General features: G+C 58.0%; 7 protein-coding genes. 3 read left to right on the plus strand and 4 right to left on the minus strand.

Annotated elements, in window-relative coordinates; translation table 11 throughout:
- Window positions 1–24 precede the first annotated feature (24 nt).
- Window positions 25–1236, minus strand: a complete 1212-nt coding sequence (locus tag ABC336_RS24330) for a WD40/YVTN/BNR-like repeat-containing protein (RefSeq protein WP_413241118.1) — start codon at window positions 1234–1236, stop codon at window positions 25–27.
- Window positions 1237–1571: 335 nt separating this feature from the next.
- On the opposite strand from ABC336_RS24330, the gene ABC336_RS24335 reads away from it, so the two are divergent.
- Window positions 1572–7166, plus strand: coding sequence for an S-layer homology domain-containing protein (locus ABC336_RS24335; RefSeq protein ID WP_413241119.1), 5595 nt, complete (start codon window positions 1572–1574; stop codon window positions 7164–7166).
- A gap of 411 nt (window positions 7167–7577) precedes the next feature.
- On the opposite strand, the gene ABC336_RS24340 is transcribed toward ABC336_RS24335, so the two are convergent.
- Entirely contained in the window at window positions 7578–9323 is a 1746-nt protein-coding gene (locus tag ABC336_RS24340) for a methyl-accepting chemotaxis protein (RefSeq protein ID WP_413241120.1), read from the minus strand.
- Window positions 9324–9639: 316 nt separating this feature from the next.
- Window positions 9640–10467: a helix-turn-helix domain-containing protein gene (locus ABC336_RS24345; protein ID WP_413241121.1), complete on the minus strand. Its 828-nt coding sequence runs from the start codon at window positions 10465–10467 to the stop codon at window positions 9640–9642.
- Window positions 10468–10631: 164 nt separating this feature from the next.
- Between ABC336_RS24345 and ABC336_RS24350 the strand changes: the two genes are divergently transcribed.
- A complete protein-coding gene (locus tag ABC336_RS24350) occupies window positions 10632–12038 on the plus strand; it encodes a family 4 glycosyl hydrolase (RefSeq protein ID WP_413241122.1) in 1407 nt (468 codons plus the stop codon).
- Between the two features lie 223 nt (window positions 12039–12261).
- On the opposite strand, the gene htpX is transcribed toward ABC336_RS24350, so the two are convergent.
- Window positions 12262–13146, minus strand: coding sequence for a protease HtpX (htpX, locus tag ABC336_RS24355; RefSeq protein ID WP_413241123.1), 885 nt, complete (start codon window positions 13144–13146; stop codon window positions 12262–12264).
- 224 nt (window positions 13147–13370) lie between these two features.
- Here htpX and ABC336_RS24360 point away from each other — a divergent pair, with 224 nt between their 5' ends.
- Window positions 13371–16259 carry a family 78 glycoside hydrolase catalytic domain gene (locus ABC336_RS24360; protein WP_413241124.1) on the plus strand — a complete coding sequence of 963 codons (2889 nt, stop codon included), beginning with the start codon at window positions 13371–13373 and terminating at the stop codon, window positions 16257–16259.
- Window positions 16260–16484: the final 225 nt, after the last annotated feature.

Raw genomic sequence — 16484 nt, forward strand, 5'->3', positions numbered from 1 at the left:
TTACATCATCCTTTCGTGTTGTGACTACTCGAAGGTATAGGTCTGTTCCCAATTGCGTCCGCCGTCAACCGAAACGAAGAGGGCGGAGGGCTCGCTATGGTCGGTTGTGATTAACCAGACGTGCTGGTCGTCCAGCGCGCCCAGGAGCTGGGTACCGTGACCGGGCCAGGAAGCATCCAGCTCCGTCCATGTCATACCGCCATCGGTCGTCTTGCCCAGCGTATTGGCATCATCGCAGGCCATACATTGTCCGCCCATAAAGGCGGTCTCGGGGTCTACCACGTAGAGCGCACCAGGTGAGGTGCCGCTGCCTCTGGGCAAGCCTGTTTCTTCCTGAATGGCATATCCCGGCGCGGGCCCTGAGCCAGCGCCATCGTGTGCAAGCACCGGCAGCCATTTGCCATCCGTTCCAAGATGGAATAGCGAGTAAGAAGTTTGCGACATGCCGCTGTCGCCGACCAATTGGACCCAGGCATCGTCTTTGCCAGCCGAGCGGATAAGGGCGTCGTTGACCGGCGCGTCGCTGTCGCGAGACATGACCACATGCCAAGAATGGCCGCTATCCGTCGTCCGGATGATATCGAAGCTGCCCTCTTCCTGCGCCATAACAGCCCAGCCATGATCGCGATCATGGAAGTAGGGGGATCCTGCGATTGGACCCGGCACCGGAATCGTAGACCAGGTTCGGCCGCCATTGGTTGTCCGGGCGTTGCCGCTGAAGCCTTCCTTGGCAGAGACGAAGTGGAAGAAGCCGGCTTGGGGCACCGTTCCCGTCTCTACCCAGCTCTTGCCGCCATCTGCGGTGTGCATCAGCTTGAGCGGCTGGTTGTCTCCATTGCGCAGGGAGGCCCAGGCGAGCTTGCCGTTCAGGGCAAACAGCTGATCCACCGTGAAGCCGTGCTCCATCTGGGTCGACCAGCTGGCACCGCCGTCATCCGTGCGGGCGATCCAGCCTTCGCCACCGATCCATGCGGATTGTTCGTCGATCAGACGCAGAGCTGTCACCGTACCGCTGAAGGACGAGCTGACCGGCGTAGTCCCCACGGTTTCTTCACCCTTGTCTGGCGGGGGCGGGGGATTGCCGCTGCCGCTGGAGACGGGGCTTGGTGGCGAAGCAGATCCTTCTGCCGCGCTGGAGATGCCTGATTCCGCTCCGCTGTTCATGCATCCCGCAGTCACGACAGCGGTTAGCAGCAGCAGAAGCATGACGGAGCAGATCGTTTGGCGCTTGCGCATGCTTAACACTTCCTCTCACTAGATAAGACGATGCTCAGAGTGAACAGGTTGAATTCCGAGAAAGGCCTATAGTTGTTTTTCACCGAACTGGCGGGTGTTTAAGCACCAAAAAAATCTAAACGTTGAGCCGAAAACCGGCAGTTGACATGATGTAAAAGGACGTACCCTTACAAAAACTTCACACAAATCATTAATGTAATTTACAAATTGTCACTATACTTCTTGAGTCGGTGACGCTTTGCATGTCTATCAAATCTCAAGGAGTGAAGAAATTGATGAATGTGAAAAAAAGACTCGCTGGGTCAGCATGGAAGGGGCATGGAAAATTACGCTTTATGGCTCTTCTGCTCGCAATCGCATTGCTGGCGGCCAGCATCGCCCCGGCCGGAGCGCAAACGATGCAAGCGCAATCAGAAGAACAGGCTCCCGAGCTTATCGTGACGGAGATTCATCCGAATAATACCGGCACCGACGATTACGAGTTCTTCGAGCTTTACAATAATTCAACGAAACCACTCCATCTGCAAGAGTATTCCTTCCTGTATCGTTATACGACGACCAATAGTGCCGATGTGCCGCTGCTGGTCCCGGCTGTTACGCTGGCGCCGCAGCAGTTGCTCGTGGTATGGTACAAGCCCAAGGATAACCATACCTTTGCCGACTTCAACGCCAAATATGGCGTGAACCTGTCGGAGGAGCAACTGGTAGTGCTGGAGAAGAACAGTTTTGCGGGCATGGCCAATACCGGCAACCGGGCGATAGCCATTCGCAATCCCGCCGGCGCAGAGATTGCAGTTGCCGACTACCTGCCGAGCGATGTGACGGACGGCAAAGGAGTCGACTATGGACTGCCGGTCTCGGGTACGTCGCAGTCCAAGCACGCCATTCTTGCCGACCCGACACCGGGCAGCGCAGCGGCTGATCAACTTCCGGCCGAGCCTGTCGAACTGCCGGATCATATTAACCTGCAGCCGCGCATCGAGCATACGCCCCTCAACCAGGGGGCAGCCGGAGAGCCGCTGTTGGTTACGGCTGTTGTCACCAACCCCGACGCTGCCATCCCGGGCTCGCCTTATGCCGATGAATCGCTGACGGCGCATCTGCACTATAAGCTGAAGTCGGAGGAGACCTTCGACAGCCTGGATATGGTCAGGAGTGGTGACCGTTTTGAAGCGGCCATCCCAACCGACCTGTTCAAGGGCATCGTGCAAGTGGACTATTACATCGAAGCCTCCGACAGTGAGCACACTGTCCAGACGTCGGTATACACCCTGACGGTGATGGGGGAAGGTGGCGATCCGTCGATGGCGCCGGAGCTGCTGATCACCGAACTCCTGCCAGACTCGACCAATGTTGACGGAGCGGACGGCTATGAATACATCGAGGTGTACAATAATACCGATCAGGAGATCGACCTTCAGGATTATAAGATCAAGTATCGCTATACAAGCAGAGGGCCTGCTGGCGATGTCATCTGGCCGACGGACCGAGAGGATATCCGGATTCCTGCGGGCGAGGCGGTCGTCTTCTGGATTATCAATGACAAAAATACCGGCGTGCCGGTGGAAGCATTCAACGATCTGTTCGGCACCTCACTGATCGAGGGCGAGAACCTCTTCAAAATGTATAGTGCCGGCATGGCCAACGGCGGCGAACGCGGCGTCGTCATTGCAACCAATACCAACCGCGAGATTGCCGTGGCTTATTACGATCCTGGCGACGCCAAACCGGACATGGGCATTTTTTATGCGGCGCCGTATGATGGCTCTAAAACGATGATCAAATACAGCGCGGGCCTCATCGCAGGCACTCCGGGCAGCGTGGACCCGATTCAAGTCCCTGCCACCAGAGTCAGCCTGCCTGAGGATACAGAGCCGCCAGTCATCGGCAGCATCGCTGCGCCGACGGAGCATAACCTGTCCCGCGACTTGATCGTGAAGGCCGATGTGAGCGACAATCGTCAGCTCAATTCCGTCGCCTTGTTCTACAAAATCGATCAGGACGCAGACTATTCCAAAATGTATGTGCAGCAAGATTACAACGATCTGCTCTACGCCGGGAAGATCAGCTCGGCTGATCTGATCGGCAAGACTTCGGTCCAATTCTACTACGAAGCTTCCGATGGCCAGAATCGGGTCCAATCGGACACGCATGAGGTGCGTCTTACCGGAGGATTGGACCGTTCTCCGCTCCGTCTTAACGTGCAGGAGGGAGATATCCTTAGCGGCACGCACACGATCAAAGCAACAGCGCAGGAAGCGCAGCCAGAGTCGGTGGCCATCGAGCTTGGTAGTGACGCTGCCGAGCTGTACAGGGCGCTGGAGCACGATGCCTACTTTGTATTCGACGCCATCGACGTCAATTATTACTTCAAAAATGCAGTCACCATGGGCAACGAAATCTTATATACGTTCATGGATACCATTAATGAATACACGACCCTGACCTATCCGATCGAGGCATGGCGACTGCAGCAGGGAGAGAATAAGATCCAGATCCGTGCGGGCAGCAAGGCAGGACCGTTCGACGATCGGCCGGAGGAGAACAAAGACGACTTCCAGGTCAAGAACGTCCGGTTGGTTCTTGCGGACGGCACGACGTTCTACGATCCGACCTACGGCAGCAGAGAGCTTCGCATGGGCGACAGCGCTGGCAAACTGGAGGATGCGGAATTCGTCTTTCATCTGCCGCTGGACCAATTGAAAGCCCAGGCCACGGACTGGGATACGAGGGCGGTGCCCGACGGCGAGCATATCGTGACCGCCAAGACGGGTGAGGAGACGGTATCCGTCGAGATTCTCGTTGACAATACACCGCCAAGTATCGCGGCGATGGTCGAGGATGGCCGCATGTATCGCGGCGCCATCCGTCTGGATGCGGTAGTGAGCGATGCGTTGTCCGGCGTGGATACGGTGGAAGCCGAGCTGGACGGCAACAGCATCTCGCTGCCGTACGCCACTTCTTCTGGCCAGTTAGTGCCAGGGGAACACCAATTGATCATCCGGGCAACGGACAAGGTAGGCAATCTGCAGGAGCAGATCATTGTCTTCTCGGTACCGGACGAAAATCCGCTTCAGCCGCAGTTGGTTGGACCAAGCCACGGACAGAGCGGGGTCAGTCTGAATCCGGAGCTGCGCGTAAAGGCGAGCGATCCGACAGACGACCTGCTGACCGTCAGCTTCTTCAGAGGGTTCAAGTATGATGCGAACCGTGCTGCGGGATTCAAAGCGGTGCAAGGCGCGTCGGCGACTGAACCGCCGCCGGTAATGACTCCGGCAGGCGAGACGCCGCTTACGGCAGCTGAGCTTGATCTGATCGGCGCCAAGGACGGCGAATATCTAATTCATGACGCTACGGAGAAATTCCCGTATCACCGTTTCGAGATCGCGCTCGATGGTTCGGTGAAGCCCACCGACCGCGTCGATATCGTCTGGTCCGGCAAATCGCTGGACGGGCGCAAAGTAAGTCTGTATGCGTGGAGCCCGGGGGCGGGCAAGTGGGCGCTGCTCGATGAGCATGTTGCGGTCCTGGAAGAAGACTTCGAGCTGACAGCTAACGTAGCAGCCGGCGATTACGACGTGGACAGAACGATCCAGGTTATGGTTCAGGACGAGGTGACGGCCTCCGAGAAGTATGACTTCACCTTTGTCTGGATGTCCGATACGCAGTATTACTCCGAGAGTTATCCGGAAATTTACGATAGAAATGTAGAATGGATCGCCAAACAGAAGGATGCGATGAACATCCATTATGTCATCCATACCGGCGATGTCGTCGACAAGGCGCATCAGGAATTCCAGTGGGTGAATGCCGACCGTTCGATGAAAGTGCTGGAGGAGAACAATATCCCTTACGGCGTGCTGGCGGGCAACCATGATGTGCTGCTGAACAGCGAGAATCCATACCAGGAATATTATAAATGGTTCGGTGAGGATCGGTTTAACGATCAGCCGCATTACGGTGGATCGTACCAGAACAACCGCGGTCATTACGACCTGATCTCCGCCGGGGGCGTGGACTTCATTATCGTCTACATGGGCTGGCTGATTGGCGATGAGGAGATTCAGTGGATGCATGATATCGTCGCTGCCCATCCCGACCGCAAGGCAATCATCAGCTTGCATGAATACCTGCTTGTTTCCAACAACAGGGCACCGATCGCCGACGAGATCTACGAGCGTGTCGTTGTGCCGAACAAGAACGTCTTTGCCGTGCTGTGCGGCCATTATCATGATGCACAGACGCTGATCGACGAGATCGACGACGACGGCGACGGCGTGCCGGACCGCAAGGTGTACCAGATGCTGGCGGATTACCAGGGCGCGCCCCGAGGCGGGCTGGGTTACCTGCGACTCATGCATTTCAACCTGGAAGGCGACACGATTCATATGAAGACTTACTCCCCTTACTTGGATGAATACAATTACTACAAGCCAGGGCCTCATCCGGGCAAGGATGAATTCGACATTCCGCTGGACCTCTCGCCGATGGTCAAGCGGGTTGCGACTGACTACTTCGCCGCCAGAGTGTATACCGATCAGCGGATCGGCACGCAGAGCCAGGTAGTCAGCGGCGGCGAAGCGGCCGTTACGTGGAGCAATCTGGCACCGGCTGCCGGCTTCGAGTGGTATGCCGTGGCAGAGGATGAGTACAGCGGCCGCACGCTCTCTGAGATCTGGCGCTTCACGACCAGGGGCGGAGGAGGGCAAGTGCCGCAGTATCCTAACCCGCCTGTGATTCCGCAGGAGCCTAAAGAGGATCAGGAAGAGCCGGGCAGCCCGGAGACGCCTGAAACGGGTGCGGAGGCGATCCGTCCTGAGCGGACGGGCGATGGCTACGCCGTGACCGGCGAGCAGTTGAAGAGCACGCTGGAGCTGTCTGGACCGGTCCGCATCGCGATCGAGGCGGAGCCTGCGGAGCTCGTGCAGCTGGAGCTGGATGGCGACGGTCTGGAAGCCGTGCGGCAGGCGGATAAGGAGCTGCAGATCAGCGCTGGCCCGCTGATGCTGACGCTCCCGGCCGCGGCGCTGCGTGAAGCTGGCACCATGGACCGAGTCACCCTGCGGGTGAAAGCGGGAGCGCCGTCTGCGGAAGAGTCGCAGCGCCTGTCACAGCTGGCAGAGAACGACAACGCCTACCGTACCGGGGGATTGATCTTCACGCTGGAGCTGACCGGTGTCCGTGGAGACACCGAGACGCTGATCAAGCAATTTGATGCTCCGGTCACTGTCTCTTATGCATGGACAGCTGCGGAACGGACAGAGATTGACACGGATTATGCCGGGATCTACTATCTGGGCGACCAAGGCGCCAGCTACATGGGCGGTCGCTTCAGCAGCGATACTGTGCGTTTCAATACCGATCACTTCTCCAGCTTTGCGCTGCTGGAATACCGCAAGTCCTTCAGCGATATGACGGGCCACTGGGCGGAGGCCTATGTAGGCAAGCTCGCTGCAAGGCATGTCGCTAACGGTGTGAGCGATCAGTTGTATGCACCGGGACGCTCCGTGACACGCGCCGACTTCGCCGTTCTGGCCGTGCGCCTGCTCGGCGAAGCGCCGGGCGCGGCCGGATCGGCCTTTGAGGATGTACAGACGGCCAAATATTACGCCGGCTATGTCGCCAAAGCTGCTGAGCTCGGACTGATCGAGGGCTACCGGGGCAACTTCCGTCCTGAGGAGACGATCAGCCGCGAGGAAGCGGTCGCGGTGCTCATGAAGCTGTACCGTCTGCAAGGCGGAACGCCAGGCGCACCAGGCCAGGCTCCGGATTTCGCCGATCTGGACGAAGCTGGCGCCTGGGCGGTCCCAGCGATCCGCGAAGCGCAGGCGCTGCAGCTCATCTCGGGCCGGGGCGACAACCGACTGGCCCCCAAGGCTGAGGTAACCCGTGCAGAGGCCGCGAAGATGATGGCGGTGCTGCTGCCGTAACCATGCACGAAGGAAAACTCCAAACCGCTGCCACTGCGGTTTGGAGTTTTTTAAATAATAGAAAGTAATTGATTCTCCTATCTGCTTAGCTTTTATTTCTCCGGAATGAAACTAACTGTGCCGATGCTTACGAAGCTAGTTTTGCTTCGCAAAACTTTAGGCGTAGCCGTTTCACCTTGTATAACAAAGTTTACCGGCCGGTTTACAACACTTTAATGTGGGGCTGACACTCCGCTAACAGGCTTGTCCTGGACTACCGTTGATGCCTTTGACGAAAGCGGGGGTGGCCACAAGCACTGCAGCGGCCCGTGTGCACCGTGCTGGTTGCTCCAGGTAAACTTTTTCTCTACAGCTGCTCACCCACAGCAAAAGACCAGGCATCGAGGCCTGGCCTTTTGCTGTGCTTGCAAGCTACATCCTGAACTTCCCGGCCAGCTCCTTCATGCTGCCAGCCATCTCGTTGAGCCTGACTGCCGAGGAGGCGATGTCCTCCATCACAGCGAGCTGCTCCTCGCTGGCAGCCGATACGGACTGGGCGGCACCGGAAGTATGGGTGGCCATCCGCTCCATCTCCTGCAGCGAAGCCGCGATCTGCTCCGAGCTGGCGGACATCTCCTCAGCAGCAGCAGATGTCTCCTCGACCTGGCGCACGACGCTGCGGGTAGCTTCGAGGATCCGGGCAAAAGCGTCCCCGGTCTCCTGCATGGCCTCGACTCCCTGAGCTACCTCTTGCTCGCCCTGCGCCATCGACACGGCCGCCTGGCCGATCTCGTGCCGGATCCCCTCGATGAGGGCAGCGATCTGGCCGGACTGCTCGGCCGTCTGCTCGGACAGCTTGCGAATCTCGGCGGCGACGACGGCGAAGCCTTTGCCATGCTCGCCGGCCCGCGAAGCTTCGATCGCAGCGTTGAGGGCGAGCAGATTGGTCTGCTTGGCGATGCCTCCGATCGCCTCGACAATCTGACCAATCGAGGCCGAGCGGTCGCTCAGCTGCTGTACAACGGAGCCGAGCTGCGCCACGGTGCGGCTGACGGAGCCCATCTGCTCCGATGAGCGGCGGATCAGCTCGCCGCCGCGCTCCGCCTGCTCCAGCGTGCCAGAGGACGCTTCGAATGCCTGCGACGAGGTGCCGGCGATCCGCTGGATGCCGCCGGCCATCTCTTCCATGGCCCGCGAGCTTTCCTCGATACTGCCGGCCTGCGTCTCGGCATTGCCTGATACTTCGGCGATCGCCTGCGAGGTCTGGTGGATCGCTTGCGTCGTCTCTGCGATCACGCCAGACAAGCTGCGTGAGGAAGCTGCCAGGGCGTTGGCACTGAGCATCTGATTGCCGGCCAGATCTCTCAGATTGTGGAGCAGATGGTTGAAGGAGCGTGCCAGGACGCCGAGCTCATCCTTGCGGCCTTCCGGCACTTCATCGCCGGAGAGGTCACCGTCTGCCATCTGCTCGGCCTGTCGGGCCATGCGCATGACCGGCTTGGCGATATGGTTGGCGAACAGATACAGTACGAGCGAGCCGATGAGAAGGCAGAATACGAGCGTCCAGATCAGATTGCCCAGGATGCGTTTCTGGCCTTCGTTGAAATCCTGCATATAGGAGCCCGCCGAGATGATCCAGCCCCATACCGGCGCTTGCTTGGCGTAAGATACTTTGAGCGCCGACTTCCCGGCGTCTTCGGTGACGGGCAGCGCCCAGTCATAGTACACGAAGCCGCCGCCAGCCTGTCCGGCTGCGATCAGATCTTGTATGTAGTACGTACCATCGTCGGCTCGTTCATCCCATATATTGTCGTCCTCTCTCTTCGGATGAGCCAGCAGCGTACCGGCATCGTCCAAGACGAAGAAGTATCCGTTCGGGCCCAGATCAAGCGCATCGTTAATCGGACGGGTGCCGTCTGCCTGTCGTTCGCCCAGCAGCATGACGCGGAACGTATTCTGAGCTTCTTCCAGCGATACCAATCCATCCTGTACGGCGCGGTCGAGCACGATCATCGTTTCGATAGCCAGGTTGACGTTGCCGCGCAATCCGTTCTCGATCAACGCCGTCGTTTCCTCGTGCGCCGTCTTGTAACTGATAATGCCCATGGCGAGTATAGGTACGGTCAGCAGAAAAAAAGACATCCACAACAGTTTTTTGCGTATCGTTAGCTTCAACATGGTCTCCCGCCTTTCGAAAGGGTTCGATTACATCTAGTAAGCGTGGTGAAAAAGCTTTCGGGTAACGAATCGTTCTTCCGATCGCTGTTGTCCCCAGATTTTTTGATGATAAGCCCATTTTAAGGGGAAATCCGGGGACAAAGGCGAGCGCTTCGCTTCTCCAGAATCGAGTTCGTTCCAACTAGTAAATTTTCACCAATCTTTAAGATGTATTTCTTTTAGACTAATACTTTTGATCCACTAAATCAAAAAACAGGAGGTGGATGAGGTAGTTCCTAAGTCTTATTTTGTCGAAAATGTGAACGTCCAGTAAAAATCATCCAAATTTAGACGGAGCTACATGGTAGTGCTTTTTGAAAGCTTTGGAGAAGGTGTATGCGTCAGGATATCCGAGCAGCGCAGCAATCTGTTTGACGGAGTATTGGCCTTCCTGCAAATAGTCGCGGGCCCGGTTCATCCGGAGCTGGTTGATATATCGCCCGGGTGTCAGTCCGACGGCCTTGCGAAAGTAAGGAATAAAATATTTCTCGGACATCGCCGCCATCGCCGCGAGCTCACTGACGGTTATCGGACGGTCCAGATGGTCGTGAATATAGGCGATCACAGGACGCAGGGCAGAGAGCTTGAGATTGCTGGACTGGCCGCTATGCTGAAACAGCACGCCCGCACGCTCCGAGTCGCGAAGCTGGATGACGCGGGAGAGCAGCAGCTGCAGCGCTCCCTTGAGGCTCAGCGACGCTACGGGCTCGTGGGCTTCATATGCTTGATAGGCCTGCAGCAGCAGCTCTCTTTCTTGTACCACATCCCCGGCAGCGACGATGCCCGAGAAATTGAAATCGTTCAAAATCCGAAAATGCTCGCCGATGCCGAACTCGAAATGCAGGTACAGGAAGCGGCAGCCGGCTTCGGTCGTTGTCGCCGTATATGGTGCATTGGGATAGAAAAAAATCACATCCCCAGCATATGCAGTATGCGTGCCTGTCTCTGACTGGATCAGCACCGAGCCGTCCGTGATAAGCCAGAAGTCATAGTCGGGGTGAAGCTTGCTCTCGGACCACTCCCGGTTATGGGACTCGATCTTGCAGGAGTGGATGCGGAGCTGGATATGCTCGGAGAGCTCGTTGAATATCGATAGATCGGTCATGGAACCTCCCGGAATCGAACGATTTGGTAGCAATATGTCTATAGTATATCATGTCGCTGACCTGACTTTTTGACATGGACTGCGTACCGGCTTCTATTTTATCTGCCTCGAGAACCTCTATAATTAAGTCATGTAAGCGAGACCAAAAGAGGAGGCAATAACTTATGAAGCAAACGGTGAAGCAGCCGAAGGTTGTCGTTGTCGGCGCAGGCAGCTTGTTTTTCGGACGGCAGTCGATCTGGCAGATGGTTCATTCCGAGCACTTGAACAAGGGGACGCTCGCGCTGGTCGATACCAATGAGGAACGTCTGGCCAAGCTGGTGAAGCTGGCCCGCATGGTTGTGGAGCATGCCGGCGTCGAGCTAACGATCGAGGGCGCAACAGACTGGAAAGAGGTTCTTCCCGGCGCGGACTTCGTCGTCCTCAGCTTTGCCCGGGATACGGTGCGCTATCGCGGCATCGACTGTGAGGTGTCGGAGAAATACGGCATCCGGATGTGTTCCGGCGACACGATCGGGCCAGGGGGCATCTTCCGGGCGATGCGCGAGCTGCCGCAGATCATGGCTTGTGCGCGGGATATCGAGGCGCTCTGTCCCGATGCATGGGTGATCAATTATATCAATCCATCGGCGATCCACGGCATTGCACTTGGCCGTTACGCGCCGAAGCTGAAGAGCTTTGCGCTGTGCGACGGTCTGCACATGCCGCATGTGAAGCGGCGGTATGCGATGCATGCCGGCATCATCTCCGCACCATCGGAGTATACGCCTGAGGTCGAGCAGGACTTTGACTTCCGGATCGCGGGGGTCAACCATTTCACATGGCTGCTGAAAGCCGAATACAAAGGACGCGACGTCGCTGGTGAAATCGCTGCTTCGCTCAAGCGTGCTGCCGAGACCGGAACCGACGGCGGCGATCAGGGCGCCAAAGCTCTCCACAACGATGCGATCAGCTATGAATTGTACCGCGGCTTTGGCTACGTTCCTACCTGCGTCGCGCATACGAAGGAGTATGTCCGCTTCTGGCAGGGCAAGAATGTGGCTCCGGAGTCGCTGCCCCAGCTCTCGCTCTGGGAGACGGAGGAACGCTACAAACGGCATGACGAGATGTGGGCGGATATCGATGCTTTTGTCAGCGGCAAGCGTCCAGTCGGAGAGTACATGACGGCGTACGGCCCCGACCACGCGACCGACATTATCGAGAACATGGTGGCGGGGCTGGGCAAACCGTTCTATATCAATACGTGGAACAACGGAGCCGTCCCGAATATGCGCGACGATGCCTTCCTGGAGCTGCTCTGCGATATCGATATGAACGGCGTGCGGCCTCGTCCTGTGGGTGATATGCCGCGCGGTCTGCGCGGGATGCAGGAGCTCGTGCTCGATACCCATGAGCTGACGGCCGAAGCGGTCGTGGAGGGCAGTATGGATAAGCTGCGGCGCGCCATGCTGACTGATCCGCTCACCCAGTCCATTGCCGATACCGATGCGATCATCGAAGAGCTGCTGGAGCGGGAGAAGGAGGCGCTTCCGGATCACTGGCAGCAGCAGCTGGCGGCCCAGCCGATCTAGCAATCGGTAAGCGCGGCGTCAAGTTCCATAGTGAGCCGCAGGCGGTTCCCGGCTGCAGAGGCGCAGGGTGCGAGGATTTCTATGGCAACCAGCTGGATATGTATCAGCTTGATCTTTGAAGACATAATGTTTAGGGTTGTAAGTAAACCAAAAAGAAAACGGCGCCGGGAGCACCCGGACGCCGTTTTCTTGCTGTTGCTGTCTATAGGATAATTGCACCAGCCTACGACTGGTTCAATCGGGCAATCCGGTCATCGAGCGCGGGGTGAGACGAGAACAGCTGCATCGCCTTCGGCGTGTTGCTGATCTTCATCGTGTTGAGCGATGGCTGGCGGTTATCCACCTGATTGAGCGTCGCTTTCAGCGATTGCAGCGCATGGATCATTTTGTCTTTGCCGGCATAAGCGGCTGCTCCGGCGTCGGCATGGTACTCGCGGTATCGTGAGAAAGCCATGACGACCAGGCTGCCGAGGATCGAGAAGACGATCTGGAAGACGATGATGCAAGCGAAATGCACGAGATGACGGATGCTGTCATTGCGCACCAGATTGGAGACGATGTAAGCCGCGATCCGCGACAGGAAGATGACGAAGGTGTTGATGACGCCTTGCAGCAGAGCCATCGTCACCATGTCGCCATTGGCGATATGCGCGACCTCATGGGCGATGACGCCTTCGACGGCATCGTCGTCCATCCGTTCCAGGAGGCCTGCAGAGAGGGCGACCAGCGAGCGTTTCTTGGAAGGCCCGGTAGCAAAAGCGTTGACCTCCGGCGAATGATAGATGCCGACCTCGGGCATATGGGTCAGACCGGCGGCGCGGCTCAAGCGGTGAACGGTATCGACGATTCGGCGCTCGGTCGGACCGAGCGGGCCGTCCGGATCCAGTACCTGGACATTCATCGCTTTCTTGGCCATCCAGCGGGACATCGCCAGCGAGATCAGCGCGCCGGTGAAGCCGATGATGGCAGAGAAGATGAGCAGCGCCGTAAAGTCGATGCCGCCTTCTTCGCGGATATAACCTGAGATGCCGAACACCGAGAAAATGATCGATATAGTGGTGATGACCAGAACATTCGTCAGGACAAACAGCATAATTCTTTTGAACAACAGACATTCCCCCTCCATGATGGTGATTACTGCAACCTATACCTATAGCTTAGCATTCCGGAGCCCTCACGTCCAACGCCGATCCCGTGAAATTCTGTCCCAAGAAAACCAATCGCCTGTTATGTCGTTTTTGACCTATTTATATATCCTATTTGGACTATAAAATCTGCCGAGTTGGCGTTTACAATGAAAGCAGCTACAAACATAACAAGGAGATGAACACAATGAGTAAGCAATGGCAGGCGCAGTGGATATGGGGCGGCGAAGAGGAGAGCCCGCGCAATGAATGGCGCTGCTTCCGCAGCAACGTGGAGGTGCCGGAGGAGGGCTGGCGCGATGCCGAGCTGGCGATTACGGCGGATTCCAGATATGTACTGACCGTAAACGGAGCATTCGTGGGCAGAGGGCCCGTGCGGTCATGGCCGGAGGAGCTGGCTTACGATACGTATGAGATCGGTCACCTGCTGGAGCGGGGCAAGCGGAATACGGTCGCTGTGTTCGTCAACCACTATGGCATAACGAACTTCTATTACTTGCGGGGGCGTGGCGGTCTGTTGGCACAGGTCGATCTGCTGGATGAGGGCGGCGAACGGACCGCTCTATTGGCTACGGGAGACACTTGGATCACCTCTCGCTATCTGGGGTATAACCGCCGCTCCCAGCGGATGTCGTGTCAGCAGGGCTTCGCGGAGCATGTGGACGCCTCGGCGTGGGACGGCGCATGGACAGCGCCGGACTACGACGACTCGGGATGGGCTAGGGCACATACGATCGGCCCGGCCGGGATCGGGCCGTGGAGTCGTCTGCAGCCTCGGGATATACCGATGCTGACCGAAGAACCTGTCTATCCGGTGCGTGTCGAATCGCTGAAGCAGGTTCGCAGCCTCAGTTGGTCGACGGCGCTGGATATCCGTACGATCATGGCCCCGGACAGCATCGATCACGCCAACCCGATCGGTCATACCGGCTATGTCGCCACGATCCTGCACGTGCCTGAGGCATGCAAGGCAGAGTTGGTCCTGACGCATGGGTCGGACTGCTTCCGAGCCTGTTCGATTAATGGTCATGTCATCGAGGATGCAGCGTATACCGGCATCCAGCCGGAGAAACGGGTGGAGATGGAACTCGTGGGCGGCGACAACCTGCTGCTGATCGATACGTCCGGCCATTCCCATACGGGCAAGCTGCATCTGGGCATTTATTGCGACTCCGAGCTGGAGGTGAGGCAGCCGATGGGCGAAGGGACTGACGCACCTTTTGTCTCGATCGGACCGTTCGGCCGGGTCGAGCACATCGATCATCAGCCGCGTGTTCATCTCGACATGGAGGATCCCGACTACCTCCGCGTCATGCAGCAAGTTGTTGTGCCTGCAGATCTGGCCGCTCTTGGCGCACTGGTGCGTCCGGTCGACCCGCTGCTGGCGAGCGAAGCGGATGTGCTCGGTCTGAGCATCTACAGGCATGCCGAGCAGCAGCATTCCGTGCCGGCCGAACTGCAGCGGATGGTGATGCCGCACGCGCTCGCCGCCGAGCTTCCGCTGTATGCAGGGTGGGATACGGAAGTCGTGGTTGATTTCGGCAAGGAATGGTCCGGCTACCTCAGCTTTGAGCTCGATGCGGCAGAGGGGACGATCATCGACTTGTACGGCTACGAGTATATGCTGGATGAATATCGCCAGGATACCTACGGGCTGGACAACACGATCCGGTATGTGTGTCGGGCCGGCCGGCAACGCTATGAGTCGCCGATCAGGCGGGGCTTCCGCTATGTCATGGTGACGGTGCGCGGAGCGACTGCCCCCGTGAGGTTCTACAACTTGCAGGTCACCCAGAGCAATTATCCGGTAGCCGAGGTCGGCACCTTCCGCTGCTCGGACGCGCTGCTGGGCGAGATCTTCACGATCAGCCGGCATACGACGCGGCTGTGCATGGAGGATACCTTCGTAGACTGTCCGGCCTACGAGCAAGCGTTTTGGGTCGGCGACAGCCGCAACGAAGCGCTGGTCAGCAACTATCTGTTCGGCGTCAGCGAGATCGTCAAGCGCTGTCTGCGGCTTGTCCCCGGCTCCCGGGAGCAGACGCCGCTCTATGCGGACCAGGTGCCGAGCGGCTGGAACAGCGTGATCCCGAATTGGACGTTTTTCTGGGCGATCGCTTGTCATGAATATTATGAGCAGACGGCTGATCTGTCCTTTGCCGAAGAGATCTATCCGCATATCGCCTATACGCTGGAGCACTATCTGCAGAATATCAACACCGACGGGCTGCTGGAGATCAAGGGGTGGAACCTCTTGGACTGGTCGCCGATGGATCAGCCTGGCGAAGGCGTCGTGACGCACCAGAATCTCTTCCTGACGAAGACACTGCGCGTCGCAGCGGCGATGGCGGAGCTGGCGGGCCGGGATGACGAGGCTTCGCGCTGGCAATCTGCTGCGCAGTCGCTGCATGATGCGATCAACACTCACCTGTGGGATGAGGAGCGGCAGGCATACCTGGATTGCATTCACAAGGATGGCCGCCGTTCCTCGATCTACAGCATGCAGACGCAGACGGTTGCCCATCTTACCGGCGTGGCCGGAGGCCGGCAAAAGGAGCAGATGGAGGCTTACCTCCTGAGCCCTCCGCAGGAGTTCGTACAGATCGGCTCGCCGTTTATGTCTTTCTTCTACTATGAGGCACTGGCAGCGGCCGGGGAAGCGGAGCGGATCGTTGATGACATCCGGCACAACTTTGGCCAGATGGTCCGTTATGGCGCGACGACTTGCTGGGAGATGTACCCGAACTTCAAGGAGAACCGCGCCAATCCGAACATGCTGACACGCAGCCACTGCCACGCCTGGTCGGCGGCCCCGGCTTACTTCCTGGGGACGCAGGTGCTGGGCGTACAACGCACGGCTCCCGGCTGGCGGACGGTCGAGATCGCACCCCAGCCATGCGGATTGACATGGGCGCGGGGCTCGGTACCGCTGCCTGAGCTCGGCCGCATCGATGTCGACTGGCAGATCTCCGGAGAAGGAGAGATCCGCATCCGGGTAGAGCATCCGGCGGATATTGAGGTGGATGTGCGCGTGCCGGAGGGATATGCAGGCAAAGTGGAGACGATTGCGATCTAGCTGCGTCAATGCAACATCCGCCTGAGAGGCCGGATGCGCCGACAGGATGTAATTGAGTTAGCTTTTGTTCCAGAGCCCCCTGCTGCCGGCAGGGGGCTCCTTGCATGGCCGCTCTAAGCGCCAAAAAATGGCGCTTGCAGCTCCGCCGCCCGCGCCGCCAGGCCACTCCAAGCCTCTGCCCAATGGATCACGTTTCCCCGCCTATTACACTTCCTTATTATTCCA

The sequence above is a fragment of the Paenibacillus jepli genome (assembly GCF_047238105.1).
Lineage (GTDB): Bacteria > Bacillota > Bacilli > Paenibacillales > Paenibacillaceae > Paenibacillus_D.

Excerpts from the sequence above, each read along its gene's own strand:
- ABC336_RS24340 (WP_413241120.1), bottom strand. The coding sequence starts at position 9,323 with ATGTTGAAGCTAACGATACGCAAAAAACTGTTGTGGATGTCTTTTTTT.
- ABC336_RS24335 (WP_413241119.1), top strand. The coding sequence starts at position 1,572 with ATGGCTCTTCTGCTCGCAATCGCATTGCTGGCGGCCAGCATCGCCCCG.
- ABC336_RS24330 (WP_413241118.1), bottom strand. The coding sequence starts at position 1,236 with ATGCGCAAGCGCCAAACGATCTGCTCCGTCATGCTTCTGCTGCTGCTA.
- ABC336_RS24360 (WP_413241124.1), top strand. The coding sequence starts at position 13,371 with ATGAGTAAGCAATGGCAGGCGCAGTGGATATGGGGCGGCGAAGAGGAG.
- ABC336_RS24345 (WP_413241121.1), bottom strand. The coding sequence starts at position 10,467 with ATGACCGATCTATCGATATTCAACGAGCTCTCCGAGCATATCCAGCTC.
- ABC336_RS24350 (WP_413241122.1), top strand. The coding sequence starts at position 10,632 with ATGAAGCAAACGGTGAAGCAGCCGAAGGTTGTCGTTGTCGGCGCAGGC.